The organism is Bradyrhizobium sp. SZCCHNR1051 (genome assembly GCF_032489615.1).
Lineage (GTDB): Bacteria > Pseudomonadota > Alphaproteobacteria > Rhizobiales > Xanthobacteraceae > Bradyrhizobium.
Window position 1 is genome coordinate 23,742 of the sequence record NZ_JAUEYJ010000005.1, and the last position, 16,397, is coordinate 40,138.

A 16,397-nucleotide genomic window follows, 5' to 3' on the forward strand; every position below is an offset into this window, starting at 1 on the left:
TCAAGCAGCTGTCTGCGCATGAAACACCGGGTTCGTTTTTCCTCGATGCACAACTACCAGCGAGATATGGTTAAGATGTTAAGATGCGATTCCCGTCTTGCCCGCTTCAGCCATTCACTCCCTGATAGTCACATGCGATACGGCCGTAAAACTACGGGGATCGCCGAGTTCACCTGTCGATCCAAAGCCTGAGGCGCGGCGCGATACTTGATTTCGATTTATCGAAAATGGTGAGACCAAACCGCTACGCAAGAGCGGCAGGCTCGATCATCGGCGCATGGCCCCTGACAGCATCACTCGCGTGCCGGCAACCGTAGGAACAGCCATCAGCAGTGCATTGGCGACGTCCGCCGCCGCGATGGGCTTGTAGTTCGCCGGAATCAGGAAGCCGATGATGCTGTTCAGCCTGTTGCCCCATTCCTCGCCCGGCCGGCTCGGCTGTCCCAGCTCCGCCCGCGGGCCGACCAGCAGCGAAGGCCGCGCGATCACCAAGCCCTCGAAGGGCAGCGCGGTCAGATCGTCCTCGAGCTCGCCTTTCACCCGGCTATAGAAGACGGGCGAGCTGCTGTCGGCGCCCATCGCGCTGACCAGACCAACGCGTCTCATGCCGCTCGCGAGCGCGGCCTTGGCGACGGCGAGGTTGGCGTCGTGATCGATGGCGCGGAAGGCGGCCTGGCTCCCGGCCGCCTTGATCGTGGTCCCGAGTGCCAGATAGAGCTCGTCGGCCGGCGGCAGGGACGGCAGCGCGGTGAAATCCACGACATGCGCCGTCAGCTTGGGCGAATGGTCAGGCGGCGCGCGGCGGCCGACGACATGCACGCGATCCACGGTCGGGTCGGCAAGCAGGCCGCGAAGAAGCTCCCGTCCCACCAGCCCGGTCGCGCCGGCAATGATCACGGTCCGGTTCGTCATGCTCGGTCTCCGCTCGCGGCCCGCCGACCAAGGTAAGCATCACCGCACAGATAGGGAAGACGGCAACGACACGCCGCCGAAGGCCATGACGCCGCAGACATGACGCCGCAGAGGGGACATGCCCTCCGCGGCGCACATCGCCATCCGCCTCAGGCGCCCTTGCGCCGCTCCGCCGCCTTGGCCATCGCCGCCGCAAGCGCGCCGCCGCCCGACGACTTCTCCTCACGCGTGGTCATGCGGGCCGCCGGCGGCCGTGCGCTGGTCCGCTTCTCGCCCTTCGCCGGCAGCGGATCGGACAGCCGAAGCGTCAGCGAGATGCGGTTGCGCGGCACGTCGACGTCGAGCACCTTCACCTTCACGACCTGCCCCGGCTTCACCACCTCGCGCGGATCATTGATGCGCTTCTCGGACATCGCCGAGATGTGGATCAGGCCGTCCTGGTGCACGCCGATATCGGCGAAGGCGCCGAACGCCGCGACGTTGGTGATAGTCGCCTCCAGGATCATGCCGGGCTTGAGATGGGTGATCTTCTCGACGCCCTCCTGGAAGGTGGCCGTCTTGAACTCCGGACGCGGATCGCGGCCGGGCTTCTCCAGCTCCTTGATGATGTCGGTGACCGTCGGCACGCCGAAGCGCTCGTCGGCGAACTTCGTCGGGCTCAACGCCTTCAGCACCTTGGTCTCACCAATCAGCGCCTTGATGTCGCTCTTGGTCGCCTCGAGGATCTTCTTCACGATCGGATAGGATTCCGGATGCACGCCGGAGGCGTCGAGCGGATTGTCGCCGTCGCGGATGCGCAGGAAGCCGGCGCATTGCTCGAACGCCTTCGGTCCGAGCCGCGGCACTTCCTTCAGCTTGTCGCGGCTCGGGAACGGGCCGTTGCTGTCACGGTGCGCGACGATGTTCTGTGCGAGGCTCTCCCCGATGCCCGACACGCGTGCGAGCAGCGGCGCCGAGGCGGTGTTGAGGTCGACGCCGACGGCGTTCACGCAGTCCTCGACGGTGGCATCGAGCGCGCGTGCCAGCTCATACTGATTGAGGTCGTGTTGATACTGGCCGACGCCGATCGAGGCCGGCGGTACCTTGACGAGCTCGCCGAGCGGATCCTGCAGGCGGCGCGCGATCGAAACGGCGCCGCGGATCGACACGTCGAGATTGGGGAATTCCTTCGCGGCGAACTCCGAGGCCGAATAGACCGACGCGCCGGCTTCCGACACGATCGCCTTGGTCAGCTTGAGATCCGGCTTCAGCTTCATCAAATCGTTGACCAGCTTCTCCGTTTCACGCGACGCCGTGCCGTTGCCGATCGCGACCAGCTCGATGCGATGCTTGATGCAGAGCTGCGCGAGCGTCAGCATGCTCTCGTTCCACTGCCGCTGCGGCTCGTGCGGATAGATCGTGGCGTGGTCGACGAACTTGCCGGTGCGGTCGATCACCGCGACCTTGACGCCGGTGCGGAAGCCGGGATCGAGCCCGAGCGTGGCGCGGCCGCCAGCGGGAGCAGCGAGCAGCAGATCACGCAGGTTCGCCGCGAACACGCGCACCGCCTCCTTCTCCGCCTCCTGCCACAGCCGCATGCGGATATCGAGCGCCAGCGAGGTCTTGATGCGGGTGCGCCAGGCCCAGCGCACGGAGTCGGACAGGAACTGATCGGCCGGGCGGCCTTGCCGCGAGATGCCGAAGGTCACCGCGATGCGGTTCTCATACAGCGACGGGTCCTTCGAATCCTCCGGCTCGCCATCGCCGAAATCGAGCTGCAGCACCTCTTCCTTCTCGCCGCGCAGCATCGCCAGGATGCGGTGCGACGGCAGCTTGGTGAACGGCTCGGAGAAGTCGAAGTAATCGGCGAATTTCGCCCCCTCGGTCTTCTTGCCGTGCCGCACCGTCGCCTTCACGGCGCCGCGGGTCCACATCTCCTCACGCAACGAGCCGACGAGATCGGCGTGCTCGGCGAAGCGCTCGACCAGGATCGCGCGTGCGCCTTCCAGCGCCGCCTTGACGTCCTTGACCGGATTGTCGCCGTCCTTCTTGATGAACGCCTTGGCCTCGACTTCCGGAGCCTTCATCGGATCGCCGATGAGCATGTCGGCGAGCGGCTCGAGTCCGGCCTCCTTGGCGATCTGCGCCTTGGTGCGGCGCTTCTCCTTGAACGGCAGATAGATGTCCTCGAGCCGGGCCTTGGTGTCGGCGGTCGCCAGCGCCAGCTCGATCTCCGGCGTCATCTTGCCCTGTGCCTTGATGCTCTCGATGATCGCGGTGCGCCGTGCATCCATCTCGCGCAGATATCGCAGTCGTTCCTCCAGCGTGCGCAGCTGCGTGTCGTCCAGCATGCCGGTCGCCTCCTTGCGATAGCGCGCGATGAACGGCACGGTCGCGCCGCCATCGAGCAGGTCGATCGCGGCCTGGACCTGGGCATCCCTGACGGCGAGCTCAGCGGCGATGATGGAGGCAAAATTCGACACGGTGTTCTTCCGAGATTCGTGACGGGGCTGATTGGATAGGAGTGCACGCGCGCCAGCGCAAGCGGCTGGCGGACGCTCTGTGGGCAACCGTGACAAAAAAGACCGGTTGCGAATCATGTAAAACGCTGCCGCGACCGGGCCATCGCGTTGCACATGAGGCGCAAATCACTGATTCTTGCAGGCTGAGGGACGATTCGTGCAGGCCACGGCTGCGACATATCTCGACGATCTCAATCCGGAGCAGCGCCGCGCCGTCGAGCATGGCGGTGCGCTGGCAGCACCGGGCCCGCCGCTGCTGATCATTGCCGGCGCGGGATCGGGCAAGACCAACACGCTCGCGCATCGCGTCGCACATCTGCTCGTCAATGGTGCCGATCCGCGCCGTATCCTGTTGATGACGTTCTCGCGCCGCGCGGCGAGCGAGATGAGCCGCAGGGTCGAGCGTATCGCCCGCAAGGTGCTGGGCGGCAAGGCCGAGCCGATCACGGCCGCGCTCACCTGGGCCGGCACGTTTCATGGCCTCGGCGCGCGGATGCTGCGCGACTACGCTGAGCGTGTCGGCCTCGACCCTGTGTTCACGATCCATGATCGCGAGGATTCCGCCGACCTGATGAATCTGGTGCGGCACGAGCGCGGCTTGTCCAACACGCAGCGGCGCTTTCCGACCAAAGGCACCTGCCTTGCGATCTACTCGCGCTGCGTCAACGCCGACATGCCGCTGGAGGAAGCGCTGGTGCGGCACTTTCCATGGTGCGCGGAATGGGTCGGCGAGCTGAAGGGCCTGTTCGCGGCCTACGTCGAAGCCAAGCAGGCCAACGCCGTGCTCGACTACGACGATTTGCTGCTCTACTGGGCGCAGATGATGGCGGACGAAACCATCGCGCGCGAGATCGGCGATCGCTTCGACCACGTGCTGGTCGACGAATATCAGGACACCAACCGGCTGCAGTCGCAGATCCTGCTCGGCTTGAAGCCCGACGGCGCGGGACTGACGGTGGTCGGCGACGACGCGCAGTCGATCTACGCCTTCCGCGCCGCCACCGTGCGCAACATCCTGGATTTTCCCGATCAGTTCAGCCCGCGCGCCGACATCATCACGCTCGACCGCAACTACCGTTCGACGCAGCCGATCCTCACCGCCGCCAATGGCGTGATCGGGCTGGCGCGCGAGCGCTTCACCAAGAATTTGTGGACCGACCGCACGAGCTCGCGCAAACCGCAGCTCGTGACGATCAGCGACGAGACCGACCAGGCGCGCTACATCGTCGAGCAGGTGCTGGCGAAGCGCGAGGAAGGCATCGTGCTCAAGCAGCAGGCCGTCCTGTTCCGAACGTCGTCGCACAGCGGGCCGTTGGAATTCGAGCTCACGCGCCGCAACATCCCGTTCGTGAAGTTCGGCGGGTTGAAGTTCCTCGATGCCGCCCATGTCAAGGACGTGCTGGCCTGCTTGCGCTTCGTCGCGAATCCGCGCGACCGCATCGCCGGCTTCCGCGTGCTGCATCTGATCCCCGGCATCGGACCCGCGTCGGCGCAGCGCCTGCTCGATGCCATCGGCGAGAGCGCCGATCCGATCGCACGGTTGTGCGAGCAGCCCGCGCCGGCGCGCGCCGGCGATGACTGGACCGCGTTCGTGCGCACGCTGGAGCAGCTGCGCGTCTCGGATTGGCCTGGGGATATCGAGCGCGTCAGGCACTGGTATCAGCCGCATCTCGAGCGCGTTCATGAAGATGCGGAGGTGCGAACCGCCGACCTGCTGCAGCTCGAGCAGATCGCGAGCGGCTATCCATCGCGCGAGCGTTTCCTCACCGAGCTGACGCTCGACCCGCCCGACGCCACCTCCGACCAGTCCGGCGTGCCTTTGCTCGACGAGGACTATCTGATCCTCTCCACCATCCATTCCGCCAAGGGCATGGAGTGGAATTCCGTGCACATCCTCAACGTCGTCGACGGCTGCATGCCCTCCGATCTCGGCGCCGGCACGAGCGCCGAGCTGGAAGAGGAGCGCCGGCTGCTCTACGTCGCCATGACCCGCGCCAAGGACGACCTGCATCTGCTGGTGCCGCAGCGCTTCTTCGTCCATGGCCAGCCGGTGCGCGGCGATCGTCATGTCTATGCCTCACGCACGCGGTTCATTCCGGAAGCGCTGGTGCCGCTGTTCGAACGCACCAGCTGGCCGCGGGCGCAGCCCGGCGCGGCGTATGCGAGCCAGGGTCCGCGCATCGACCTCGGTGCCCGCATGCGCGAGCGCTGGCGGTGAGCGGATCCTTCGCCCTCCCTGCTACGAACTGGGCCCTTGCTGCTTGCGCAGTTTGCGTCGTTTGGCCGGATCTCTCGCCGCGCAAGCGGGGCGAGGTAAGCACCGCGCTCGCCGCAGGATCTAATTTCATCACGTCTCGGCTTTCCTCTCCTTCCACTGCGCCCGAAACCACGCCCAGGTCTGCCGCGTCACCGCAATGTAGCCCTCGCCGCGATACTTGATCTCGCCATCGACGATCGCATGCAGCTTCGGCAGCGCGTGGAACGGCACCGCGGGATAGGCGTGGTGCTCGACGTGATAGGGCATGTTCCAGGCGAGCCAGTGCACGGCGCGCATGGTGAAGGTGGTGCGGGTGTTCTGGAAGGCGCTCCTGGTATGGTCGCAGCCGGTGTGCTCGGCGTAGAGATAGGGTCGCAACACCAATTGCCCCAGCAGCAGCGGCAGCACCCAGACCCACAGCAACAGCGCGCTGTGCAGCGCGAGCGAGCCGAGCAGCAGCAGCGCGTAGCCGGCGGCATAGGCGCGCGCCTCGCGTACGATGGTGGCGCGGCGGCCGGCAGGCACCCATGGCACCGTCACCTCGCCGGTGATCGCATGTTGCAGCAGCAGTCGCAGCCGGCCGGCCATCTGGACCAGGCCGGAATAGGCAATCGCGAGCTGCGTCTCCGAACGCGGCTTGGGGCCGACGATCAGCTCCGGATCGCGCAGGGGATCCTGGGTGTGGCGGTGATGCTCCCAATGGAACAGGCAGTAATATTCATAAGGCAGTCCGATCAGGAAGCCGGAGAGATAGCCGACCGCGAGGTTGAGCCTGCGGCTGTCGAAGGCGGTCTTGTGCGCGGTCTCGTGCACCGCCATGAACAGGAACGCGATGAGCACGCCCTGCACCGGCAGCAAGGGCAGCGCCCACAGCACACCATGCGTCGATGCGATCGCTCCGATCAGCGCACCCACGCCGATGATCGCGCCGTAATGGCTGAGCGTGCGTAGCGCGCCCTGCAGGTTGGAGCGCGTGCAGAGCTGCTGCAGCACCGGCGGTGTCAGCAGCTTCGGACGGGGCGCGAATTCGTCGGTGGGCACGTCGGTCATGTCGAACTCGGGTGTCAGCTCTGGAGAAGGGCGGAGACGTTGGCGTTGATGAAATCGCGGTCCGCCGGGATGCGGATCGGATTGCCCGCGCGGTGGCCGTGGATCGAGGGGATCGGCCGCAGCGCCGCGGAGCGGGCGTTCACGAGCTTGGGAAGTTCTCGCTCGTTGTCGCGCCAATCGAAGTAGCGGTCGGTCTGGCCCGGCATCAGCAACATGCGGGCGGTGATCGCGCCGAGCGCTCGGTCGAGATCGCCGCCGAACGCCGCGCAATTGCTGATGTCGCCGCCCTGCCAGATCGCGATCTGAGTCAGCAGGTTGTTCGCGTCGCGATGCGCGAAGGCTAAGTCCCAGGTGGCGGCGAGATAGTCCTCCTGCGAGCCAAAGCCCTGCTCGCGCCAGACCTCGTCGCGGTAGAACTCGTAGGACATCGCCCAGCCCGCATAGATGCGCCCCATCGCGCGCAGGCCGGCCATCGGCTTCTCGGCAAAGCGGCCGTTGCGAAACGCGGGATCGGCCATCAGCGCCGCCTTCACCGCATCGAGAAACAGGTGATTGTAGGGCGAGCAGCGCGCGCTGCCGCACACCACCGCCGCACGCTCCACCATGTCCGGATGACAGGCGGCCCAGTGATAGGCCTGCATGCCGCCCATCGACCAGCCATAGACCAGCGCGATCCGGCCGATCCCGAACTGCTCCTCCACGAGCCGCCGCTGCACCGCGACCGCATCGTGATAGCTGATGGACGGGAACGGCGCGTCGCCGAACAGCTCGCGCGTATTCGAGGGCGACGACGACAGGCCATTGCCGAACAGGTTGGGAATGATGATGAAGTAGCTGCTCGGATCGAGCGCGCCGCCGGGTGCGATCAGCCACTCGGTGTCGACGTGCTGGGCGCCGAACGAGGTCGGATAGAGGATGACGTTGTCCTTGGCCGCGTTCAGCGTGCCATAGGTCTTGTAGGCAAGCCGCAGCGACGGGAACGTCACGCCCGACTGCAACACGACGTCGCCCGCCTCGAAGATCTGATAGTCGCCGCCTGTCGTCATGCGCGTGTGTCCGGGTGAGAGGTGCCTTGAGCCTACGTGATGCGTCACCGGCTCACACGCCCATTTTTTGGCATGGCATGACCGCGCAAGAGGCGCGGGCAGCAATCGCATCAGCCGAGGCCATGGGTTCGCATTCCCGCGGCCTCTCAAGCCCGAGCTTTGTCCGGATCGCGTGCCCTCTGAAACGTGAGGGCGCAGGGAAGACCGGGAGCTCGCCGCCCCCATGGCCCGCCTGCGAAAAAAATGCAGGCGGCAGGAACCACAGGTTCGGCTGGGACATCCCGGCCTTCCCTGCACGATGGTCTTAACAGCTGCTTCGCGCTCTCCCTGGGGACCGGCTGTATTGCCCCCATCGTCGGCGTGATGCGCTTCCGCACCATCATCCGGCTTGACCTCAGCATCGGGAGGCCAGGACCACGCGGCTTGACTGTCCGCAACGGATCGTTCGTCGGCGCGACACCGCGCTGCGACCGGCTACGGCCACCGCATCCCTGCCTCGCGTCTCGTGACGACCGCGCGTACGCCCCTCATCGATGAGGCAGGATGGACGCAGTAGAGCACACTTTCGGTAAAAACGAAAGAAAAATATTCGGGCGCCGAAGGTGTCTCAATCCAGACCAGTTGAGCCCCGGTCATTCCGGGGCAAGGCCGCAGGCCTTGAACCCGGAATCTCGACATTGCTTTCCTCAGTTCGAGATTCCGGGTTCAATCGCCAACACGCAGGCGCCTTGCGCCTGCGTGCCGACGATTGCCCCGGAATGACGGTGGACACGAAGAGCTTATCGAAACCTTGTGTTTCGCGTCAGCCGCTTGCAATCCGGCTACGCCCCTTCCAGCTGACGAGCAGAGGCCGTATGACGGCCCGACGCAACGGAATGAGACATGAGCACAGCAATCGAATTCGGCCTGGACACGTTCGGCGACGTCACCCGCAACGCGGAGGGCGCGATGGCCGCCCATGCCCAGGTGATCCGCGACGTCGTCGAGGAGGCGGTGCTGGCCGACCAGCTCGGGCTCGATTTCATCGGGCTCGGCGAGCACCATCGCGGCGATTTCGCGATCTCGGCGCCGGAGGTGGCGTTGGCGGCGATCGCGGCGCGCACCACGAAGATCAAGCTCGGCTCGGCGGTGACGGTGCTGAGCTCGGATGACCCGATCCGCGTGTTCCAGCGCTTCTCGACGCTCGACGCGGTGTCGAACGGCCGCGCCGAGGTCATCCTCGGCCGCGGCTCGTTCACCGAGTCCTTCCCGCTGTTCGGCTTCGATCTCAAGGACTACGAGGCGCTGTTCGAGGAGAAGCTCGATCTGTTCGTCAGCCTGCTACCGCAGCAGCCGCTGACCTGGCAGGGCCAGTTGCGCCCGCCGCTGAGGGATCAACTGGTCTATCCGCCCGTCGAACATGGGCGGCTGAAGGCCTGGATCGGCGTCGGCGGCAGTCCCGAGTCCGTAGTGCGCGCCGCGCATTACGAGCTGCCGCTGATGCTCGCGATTATCGGCGGCGACCCGAAACGGTTCGCGCCCTATGTCGAGCTGTACCTTCGCGCGCTCAAGCAGTTCGGCCGCGAGACGAAGCCGATCGGCGTGCATTCGCCGGGCTATGTCGCCGACACCGACGAAGTGGCGCGCGAGGAGCTGTGGCCGGACTACAAGACCATGCGCGACCGCATCGGCCGCGAGCGCGGCTGGCCGCCGATGGGCCGCGACGAGTTCGTCCAGGAGGCCGATCGCGGCTCGCTCTATGTCGGCTCGCCGGAGACCGTGGCGCAGAAGATCGCCGCGACGATCAAGGCGCTCGGCCTGTCGCGGTTTCAGCTGAAATACTCAGCCGGTCCGCTGCCGCATGCGAAACTGATGCGGAGCATCGAGCTGTATGGGCGGGTGGTGGTGCCGAGGGTGCGGGAGTTGCTGGGGGAGCAGTAGGCTGCCTACGCGGTCCTTCACCATGTCCGCAACCGCGCCTGGCTCTTGCATCACGGGACCTGGATCAAAGGCGCGACCAAAACGGCTCGTTCAGGACAATCCAAGCGAGCCGATTAATAGAGCCTTCGTGACACGCATCGTAAGCTCGACGTCGCGCGTGCCTGCTCCGATCAAGGGGGAGCAATCCGATCGGCTGCCCGGAGACGGACGACAAGCTTGCAAGCCTGGGGACGAACTGATGTTGCTGAAGATCATCGCGGTGGTTTACGGACTCTGGTTCGTTCAGGCCGCCTTGGAGTCCGGCTTCTACGATACGCCGTCTCACATGGTGAGCTCGACGCTCGCGCTCGGCGGATTGATCGCGCTGTTCGATCACGCCTTCAGTATGGGCTGGCTCTCCGCCAACATCTGGCGGATCGTTGCGCTTGTCTACGTCGCCGACGGCCTGGTCCACGTCGTCCCCAGCGCCAAGGCTCTGATCGAGGCGCAACGTTTCGAGGTGCTGGCGGGCGCTGCGGCGATCAGCTTCGTTTTCCAACTCCCGATGCTCTTCAGCTTGTGGCGATTGTCGTTTCCGTCCACGCGCTCGGATCAGACCGGTCTCGCACGCATGGCCATGCGATAAGCGTCAGGCCCTGTAAGCCTTCGACGTCGCTCACCGCCTCATAGCTGCCCGGGCAACAACGGCCCGCGCTCAGCTGCCGCCAGCCGCGCAAGCTCCCCGGCCGTCCGCGCCAGCACACCGTCCCAAGCCATCGGCTTGTCCTGGCGGAACAGCCGCATGGTCGGATACCACGGGGTGTCGGCGCGGTCGCGCAGCCAGCGCCAGTCGAGCGCATAGGGCAAGAGCACCCAGACCGGGCGGCCGAGCGCGCCGGCGAGATGCGCCACCGACGTGTCGACGGAGATGACGAGGTCGAGCGCGGCAACGGCGGCCGCGGTCTCGGCGAAGTCGCTCAGCAGCGGCGCGAGATCGATGACGTCGGTGCCAAGCTCGGCGAGCGCGGGCGCATCGTCCGGCCGCGGCTCCTTCTGCAAGGAATAGAGCTGCACGCCCGGCATCACCAGCCGCGGCAGCACCGCCTGCGCGGTGAGCGAGCGCTGACGGTCGCCCTTGTGCCTGGGATTGCCGGCCCAGACCACGCCGACCTTCAACGACGGCGCGCGCCCGAGCACGTTGCGCCACGCGGCCACCTTGATCGGATCGGCCGCAAGATAAGGCACCTCGGCCGGGATCGTCTCCAGCGTGGTGCCGAAGATGCGCGGCAGATCCATCAGCGGCGCCTGCAGGTCGAATGGCGGCAGCGGCGCGCCGCGCGGCACCACCGTCACGCCCTCCAGACAGCGCAGCAGCGGCGCGATCGCCGGTTGCACCTGCAGCACGATATTGCCGCCCATCGTCTTGACGCGATCCACATAGCGCACGAATTGCAGCGCATCACCGATGCCGTATTCGGCGAACAGCAGCAACGTGCGTCCCTCAAGCGGCTCACCCTGCCATTCCGGCGCGCCGAAACGCGGCATGCCCGCGGAGAGATCCGGACAGTCGCGGCCCCAGCGATGCTCGGCAAAGCCGTTCACGAGGTCGCCGCACATCAGCAGGAAATGCGCGTGATTGTAGCGCGCGAGCGCGTTGTCGGGCGCGAGCGAAATCGCGTGATGCGAGGCCGCCAGCGCGGCGTCGATGTCGCCGGCATTACGCAGCGCCACCGCGAGATTGGCGTAGCCCTTGGCATAGGCCGGATCGGCGGCGACGGCGCGGCGATGCGCCGCGACGGCATCATCGATCTCGCCGCGCAGCTCATGGATGATGCCGAGGTTGGTATGCGCCGGGGCGTGATCGGGCTGCAGCGCCAGCGCGTGCTCGCAGGCGGCGATGGCGGCGTCGAGCTGGCCTGTCCCGCACAGGCAGGCGGCGAGATTGCTGAGCACGACCACATCGGTGGGATCGAGCGCCGCGGCGCGGCGATAGGCCTCGACGGCCTCGGCCGGGCGGCCGGCCTCGTGCAGCGCGTGCCCCAGCAATCGCGCGGCCTTGGCATCGCCCGGCGCAAGATCGCCGGCGCGGCGGTAATGGATCGCGGCGTCAGCGTAGGCGCGCTGCTTGTAGAGCACGTCGCCGAGGGCGAGGTGGAGGCCAGCATCGGCCGGCTGCGCCGCCAGCGCATGCAGATAAGCGGGCACGGCCTCGTCATATCTGGCCTGGTCGGCGAGCACATGGGCCAGCGCCCGCCATGTGCCAGGAAAGGACGGATCGCGCTCGAGCAGCGCGCGATAGGCCGCTTCCGCCTCGGCAAGCCGCCCCTGCCGGTTGAAGGCGAGCGCGAGATTCCAGCGCGCGCGCAACAGCGCCGGATCGAGCGCCAGCGCGTGGCGATAGGCGGCTTCGGCCTCGGTAAAGCGCGCGAGCTCCAGCAGCGCGCTGCCGAGCTTGCTGTGGATGGCGGCATCGTGCGGCCTCAACGCTGCGGCGCGCGCAAAGGCGTCGGCAGCGCCGTCGCGCTCACCTTTCACCGCCAGCGCGTCGCCGAGCGTCACATAGGCCGGCGCATGGTTGGGATCGCGTGCGAACACGCACGCCAGCAGCTCCGCGCCGTCTGCCATGCGGCCATCGGCGAAGGCGAGGATCGCGGACAGATGCAGCGCCGGCAGATGATCCGGCACCGCCTGGAGGATGTCGCTGCACAGGGCCTTGGCCGAACCGGCACGCCCGGCATTGTAGTGATCAGCCGCCTCGATCAGCAGCCGCTCGACGGCAACAGCCCCCATGATGTCCTCAACCTCTCGCACTCGGATGCAGAGTTGAACGTGTGGCAGCGCGATTCCAGGCGAGGCTCGGGGCCGAGCCGGCTCAGCCTGCCGCCACCTCCATCCGCATGGCCGCCTTGCGGGCGCGCTCGACGTCGGGCGTGCGATAGGCCGCCTCCGGAATGGTGCCCAGCCGCGACTCGTGAAGGCGCGCGCCCAGGCCATAGAACTGCTGGAAGCTCATGATCAGCGGCCGCCATTTGTCCGGGTCGATGCGGTCACGCGTGCCGTCCATCAGGATGGCCTCGTCGACATGGACCCGCTGCACCCGCACCTCGAAGCACTGGATATGCCCCCTCAGGATCGCGTCGTCGTCGGCGATGCCATGCACCGACTCGATGCGCGCTTCGAGCTGGACCGCGCATTCGGCGACGCGCGGAGCCGCAACGGTCTCCGACGCCGTTGCGGTCAGCCCGGCGGCGGCGAACTTGTCGGACACGTGGCGATAGCCTTTGCGCTGCTTCATCGCCGGCACCGGGTCCGATCCCGTGGTCTGCGCCAGGCGATCGACGGCGGCGACGAGATCGACCGACGGCAGGTTCAGCACGCACTCGCCGGTGCGGCGCATGTTCTGCGGCGTCTTCGATCCGGCGGCGAGGCCCAGCATGCAGCGCCAGCCGAGCCAGAATGCCGACGACATCGGCGCGAGATTGAAGCCGCCATCCTCATTGACGGTGCTGATGAGGACGACCGGCGTCCCAAAATAAAGGATGCCCGGCTCGATGGTCGTATGCATGGAAAGCGCTCCAGGGTGATGCATCTCGGCGGCGATTGCGCGCCGCACGGACGGGGCTCAGGCCGCCGTCTCACCCGGAGAAGTTCCTCGATGGCAGCGAAGCGCTCCACCCGATTCCCGAACGGGCCGGATCACGCGTGCGCCGGGCTTGATCTGGAGAGGTCTGCGCGCGCAAGGCTGCGGCAGTTGGCGATCCCGGCATGACTCGAACATGCGACCTACGGTTTAGGAAACCGCCGCTCTATCCAGCTGAGCTACGGGACCGGAGCCTGCACCGAAGTGCACCTGCTTCGCCGCCTCCATAGCAGACCCGGCCACCGACCGGAAGCCTCTCCGGTCGTCGCCTGAACCGGACGGCCGGCCGTGGCACAACGACGCTCGGGTCCGTTGATGGGAAGACGGTGGGAACGCGGCCGCGTGATCCCGGTTGAGGCGGGGCGCCTACCGATCACAGGCCCGTAGGGAGGGGTGGTTTGACTATCCGGAAGGCAGCCGATGGTCTAAGAGAACGGCGCCGATCCGGACCCCGGCCTTGGGATCGCCGTATTGGTCGTGCCTGAGCGCGTCACGCGGCCGGGCCAGCCGTCCGGCGCGACGAGATCCGCTTCATCCAGCGCGCCTGCCCATTTCAGCCGAGGGAAACAGACAAGTCGATGCTCATCCGGTCGGTCATTTCAGGCGCGCTCGCAGCTCTCCTCTCCGTCGCCGCCGCAAGCGCGCAGGATACCCGCCATCTGCTGGAGTCCAAGGAGTCGCTCTACAACAACATCTATGTCTATGAGCAGGCGCCCTACCGCAGCATGACGTTCGGTCACAACCGGCGCATCTATACCGAGAGCGTCTACAACACCCGCGACGAGCTCGATCTGCCGGTCGACTATACCCGCTTCATGACCGCGAGCGTGATGTATGCCAAGGACGTCCGCTCGATCCTGGAGATCGGCTTCGGCGGCGGTCGCACCGCCTGGTACCTGCACCGCTCCCTGCCCAAGGTGCAGGTGACCTCGGTCGAGCTCGATCCGACCGTGCTGGAGCTCGCCAAGAAATATTTCGGCATCAAGGAGGAGCCGAACTTCCACGTCGCCAACCGCGACGGACGGCTGTTCGTGCAGGAATCCAAGGAGCGCTACGACATCATCCTGATCGACGCCTATCGTGGGCCGTTCGTGCCGTTCCATCTGCTGACCAAGGAGTTCTACCATCTGGTCAAGGACCATCTCGCCGAGGGCGGCGTGGTGGCGCAGAATGTCGAGCCATCGACTATGCTGTTCGACGCCGCGGTCAAGACCATTCACAGCGTGTTCCCGCAGGTCGACTTCTACGAGGCCGGCGGCAACATCGTCATGGTCGGCTATCTCGGCGACGAGCGGAAGCCCGAGGATCTCGCCGCCATCGCGCAGGAGCGCGACAAGGAGTTCGGCTTCCGCTACAATCTCGCCGAGATGCTGGCGCAGCGCAAGCGCATCGACATCGACGGCGGCCAGGTGATCGATGCAAACGCCAAGGTGCTGACGGACGACTTCGCGCCGGTCGAGGCGCTGAAGAGCATCGAGCGCCACAACAGGAAGCTGCCGTGAGCGCGCCGGTGTCACGCTCGGGCCTGCTGGCGATCTATCTCTGCTCGTTCCTGGTCGGCTGCGTGCTGATGGGCTTCGAGATGCTCGGCAGCCGCTATCTCAACCCGTATTTCGGCAGCGGCATCGGCGCCTGGGCCAGCCTGATCTCGACGGTGCTGTGCGCGCTCGCGATCGGCTATTTCGCCGGCAGCGCCATCGTCGACCGCCAGCCGACGACGCGCACCATCGGCACCATGATCCTGATCGCCGCCGCCTACATGGCGCTCGTGCCGGCGACGGCCGACATCGTCATGGCCGACATCCTCGACACGGTCGGCGACAGTCCGGCGGCCACGCTGATGGCCTCGACCGCGCTGCTGCTGGTGCCGCTGACCCTGCTCGGCACCTTCTCCCCGATCGCCGTGAGCCTGTTGACGCGCTCGGCCGACGAGGCCGGCCGCGTCGCCGGACTGGTCTACGGCGTCTCGACCATCGGCAACGTCGTCGGCACGCTGGTCACGACCTTCGCGCTGATCCCGACCATCGGCTCGCGCGCGATCACCTATTATTTCGCGGTGGCGCTGGCTGTCTGCGCCGGCATCCTGTTCATTCCGTTCGGCAAGAAGACGTCCTGATTTTCATTTTGAAGAGCTTCTCGATGACTGAGTTCTGGCCTCGCCTGACCGCTACGGTGGCAATGGCGGCATTGCTGTTTGCATCCCCCGCGGCACGCGCCGCAGAGGCGCAGATCGAGCTCTGGGACGGGCAGCGCGCGATGGCCCATATCGCGGACCTGCTGAAATTCACGCCGCGCTCGATGGGCGAGCCGGGCCATCAGAAAACGATCGACTACATCAAGGCGGCGATGGCCAAGAGCGCGGCGGACGCGGTGCTGACGCAGAGCTTCACCGCCAAGGGCGATGACGGCAAGACCATCCCGCTGACCAACATCATCGCCCGCTTCCAGGCGCAGAACCCGCGCCGCATCATCGTCGCGACGCATTACGACAGCATCGTCAAGGCCTATCGCGACCCGAAATCGCCGGACGCACCGATGCCGGGGGCCAACAACTCCGCCTCGGCGGTCGCGCTGCTGCTGGAGACCGCACGCGTGCTGTCGCTGTCGCCGAAGCCCGACGTCGGCATCGACATGATCTTCTTCGACGGCGAGGAGGGGCCGAAATCGCTCGGCGCCGGCGATCCGACCTGGCGTCCGCTGGGCTCGCCGCATTTCGCGGCCAATCTGAAGACCTATTATCCGGCGCACAAGCCGGAGAAGGCGGTCGATTTCGACATGGTCTGCGACAAGGATCTCAAGCTGCAGCCGGAGCCCTCGTCGCTCGGCTCGGCGCTGCCGGAGGTCAAGAAGTTCTGGAGCATCGGCAGCCGTATCGCGCCACAGGCGTTCTCGCCGGAGCCCACGGCGTATCCGATCAGCGACGACCACACGGCGCTGCAGCAGGCCGGGATTCCGAGCTTCCTCGTCATCGACTTCGACTACGAGCCGTATTTCAACACCACGCAGGATACGATCGAGCAGTGCTCGGCGCAGAGCCTGGAGACCGTCGGCCGCACCCTGCTGCGCTACCTCTATACGCCTTGATGCGCCCG

Annotated in this window: 12 protein-coding genes and 1 tRNA gene; 6 read left to right on the forward strand and 7 right to left on the reverse strand. The window is 66.4% G+C overall.

Features of this window, described 5'->3' with window-relative positions; genetic code table 11:
* Window positions 1-267: 267 nt before the first annotated feature.
* Window positions 268-912 (reverse strand): NAD(P)H-binding protein, encoded by a 645-nt coding sequence (locus tag QW868_RS07090; RefSeq protein ID WP_316230220.1) that lies wholly within the window; start codon window positions 910-912, stop codon window positions 268-270.
* 149 nt (window positions 913-1,061) lie between these two features.
* Window positions 1,062-3,374: a Tex family protein gene (locus tag QW868_RS07095; RefSeq protein WP_315773203.1), complete on the reverse strand. Its 2,313-nt coding sequence runs from the start codon at window positions 3,372-3,374 to the stop codon at window positions 1,062-1,064.
* Between the two features lie 196 nt (window positions 3,375-3,570).
* Between QW868_RS07095 and QW868_RS07100 the strand changes: the two genes are divergently transcribed.
* Entirely contained in the window at window positions 3,571-5,631 is a 2,061-nt protein-coding gene (locus QW868_RS07100) for an ATP-dependent helicase (RefSeq protein WP_316230221.1), read from the forward strand.
* A 129-nt stretch (window positions 5,632-5,760) separates the two neighbouring features.
* On the opposite strand, the gene QW868_RS07105 is transcribed toward QW868_RS07100, so the two are convergent.
* Complete coding sequence (locus QW868_RS07105; protein WP_316230222.1) at window positions 5,761-6,720, reverse strand: fatty acid desaturase; 960 nt, start codon at window positions 6,718-6,720, stop codon at window positions 5,761-5,763.
* Between the two features lie 14 nt (window positions 6,721-6,734).
* Complete coding sequence (locus tag QW868_RS07110) at window positions 6,735-7,766, reverse strand: alpha/beta fold hydrolase (RefSeq protein ID WP_316230223.1); 1,032 nt, start codon at window positions 7,764-7,766, stop codon at window positions 6,735-6,737.
* 882 nt (window positions 7,767-8,648) lie between these two features.
* Between QW868_RS07110 and QW868_RS07115 the strand changes: the two genes are divergently transcribed.
* The gene (locus tag QW868_RS07115) at window positions 8,649-9,686 is read left to right on the forward strand and encodes an LLM class flavin-dependent oxidoreductase (protein WP_316230224.1); all 1,038 of its coding nucleotides are present in this window, start codon (window positions 8,649-8,651) and stop codon (window positions 9,684-9,686) included.
* Window positions 9,687-9,843: 157 nt separating this feature from the next.
* Window positions 9,844-10,311 carry a hypothetical protein gene (locus QW868_RS07120; protein WP_316230225.1) on the forward strand — a complete coding sequence of 156 codons (468 nt, stop codon included), beginning with the start codon at window positions 9,844-9,846 and terminating at the stop codon, window positions 10,309-10,311.
* Window positions 10,312-10,349: 38 nt separating this feature from the next.
* Here QW868_RS07120 and QW868_RS07125 read toward each other — a convergent pair whose 3' ends face one another.
* The 3 genes from QW868_RS07125 to QW868_RS07135 form a co-directional block, all read right to left on the reverse strand.
* Window positions 10,350-12,455, reverse strand: a complete 2,106-nt coding sequence (locus tag QW868_RS07125; RefSeq protein ID WP_316230226.1) for a tetratricopeptide repeat protein — start codon at window positions 12,453-12,455, stop codon at window positions 10,350-10,352.
* A gap of 82 nt (window positions 12,456-12,537) precedes the next feature.
* Window positions 12,538-13,230 (reverse strand): flavin reductase family protein, encoded by a 693-nt coding sequence (locus QW868_RS07130; RefSeq protein ID WP_316230227.1) that lies wholly within the window; start codon window positions 13,228-13,230, stop codon window positions 12,538-12,540.
* A gap of 187 nt (window positions 13,231-13,417) precedes the next feature.
* A tRNA-Arg gene (locus QW868_RS07135) sits at window positions 13,418-13,494 on the reverse strand.
* Between the two features lie 389 nt (window positions 13,495-13,883).
* On the opposite strand from QW868_RS07135, the gene QW868_RS07140 reads away from it, so the two are divergent.
* From QW868_RS07140 to QW868_RS07150, 3 genes are read left to right on the forward strand one after another with little or no spacing between them, the layout of a single operon-like run.
* The gene (locus QW868_RS07140; protein ID WP_316230228.1) at window positions 13,884-14,807 is read left to right on the forward strand and encodes a fused MFS/spermidine synthase; all 924 of its coding nucleotides are present in this window, start codon (window positions 13,884-13,886) and stop codon (window positions 14,805-14,807) included.
* Window positions 14,804-15,421 carry a fused MFS/spermidine synthase gene (locus QW868_RS07145; RefSeq protein WP_316230229.1) on the forward strand — a complete coding sequence of 206 codons (618 nt, stop codon included), beginning with the start codon at window positions 14,804-14,806 and terminating at the stop codon, window positions 15,419-15,421. The genes QW868_RS07140 and QW868_RS07145 overlap by 4 nt, the downstream gene beginning before the upstream one ends.
* A gap of 23 nt (window positions 15,422-15,444) precedes the next feature.
* Entirely contained in the window at window positions 15,445-16,389 is a 945-nt protein-coding gene (locus tag QW868_RS07150; protein WP_316230230.1) for a M28 family peptidase, read from the forward strand.
* Window positions 16,390-16,397: the final 8 nt, after the last annotated feature.

Bases quoted from the DNA above. Each gene is read 5' to 3' on its own strand.
- QW868_RS07090 (WP_316230220.1), bottom strand. From the start codon at position 912: ATGACGAACCGGACCGTGATCATTGCCGGCGCGACCGGGCTGGTGGGA.
- QW868_RS07105 (WP_316230222.1), bottom strand. From the start codon at position 6,720: ATGACCGACGTGCCCACCGACGAATTCGCGCCCCGTCCGAAGCTGCTG.
- QW868_RS07110 (WP_316230223.1), bottom strand. From the start codon at position 7,766: ATGACGACAGGCGGCGACTATCAGATCTTCGAGGCGGGCGACGTCGTG.
- QW868_RS07115 (WP_316230224.1), top strand. From the start codon at position 8,649: ATGAGCACAGCAATCGAATTCGGCCTGGACACGTTCGGCGACGTCACC.
- QW868_RS07125 (WP_316230226.1), bottom strand. From the start codon at position 12,455: ATGGGGGCTGTTGCCGTCGAGCGGCTGCTGATCGAGGCGGCTGATCAC.
- QW868_RS07130 (WP_316230227.1), bottom strand. From the start codon at position 13,230: ATGCATACGACCATCGAGCCGGGCATCCTTTATTTTGGGACGCCGGTC.
- QW868_RS07140 (WP_316230228.1), top strand. From the start codon at position 13,884: ATGCTCATCCGGTCGGTCATTTCAGGCGCGCTCGCAGCTCTCCTCTCC.
- QW868_RS07150 (WP_316230230.1), top strand. From the start codon at position 15,445: ATGACTGAGTTCTGGCCTCGCCTGACCGCTACGGTGGCAATGGCGGCA.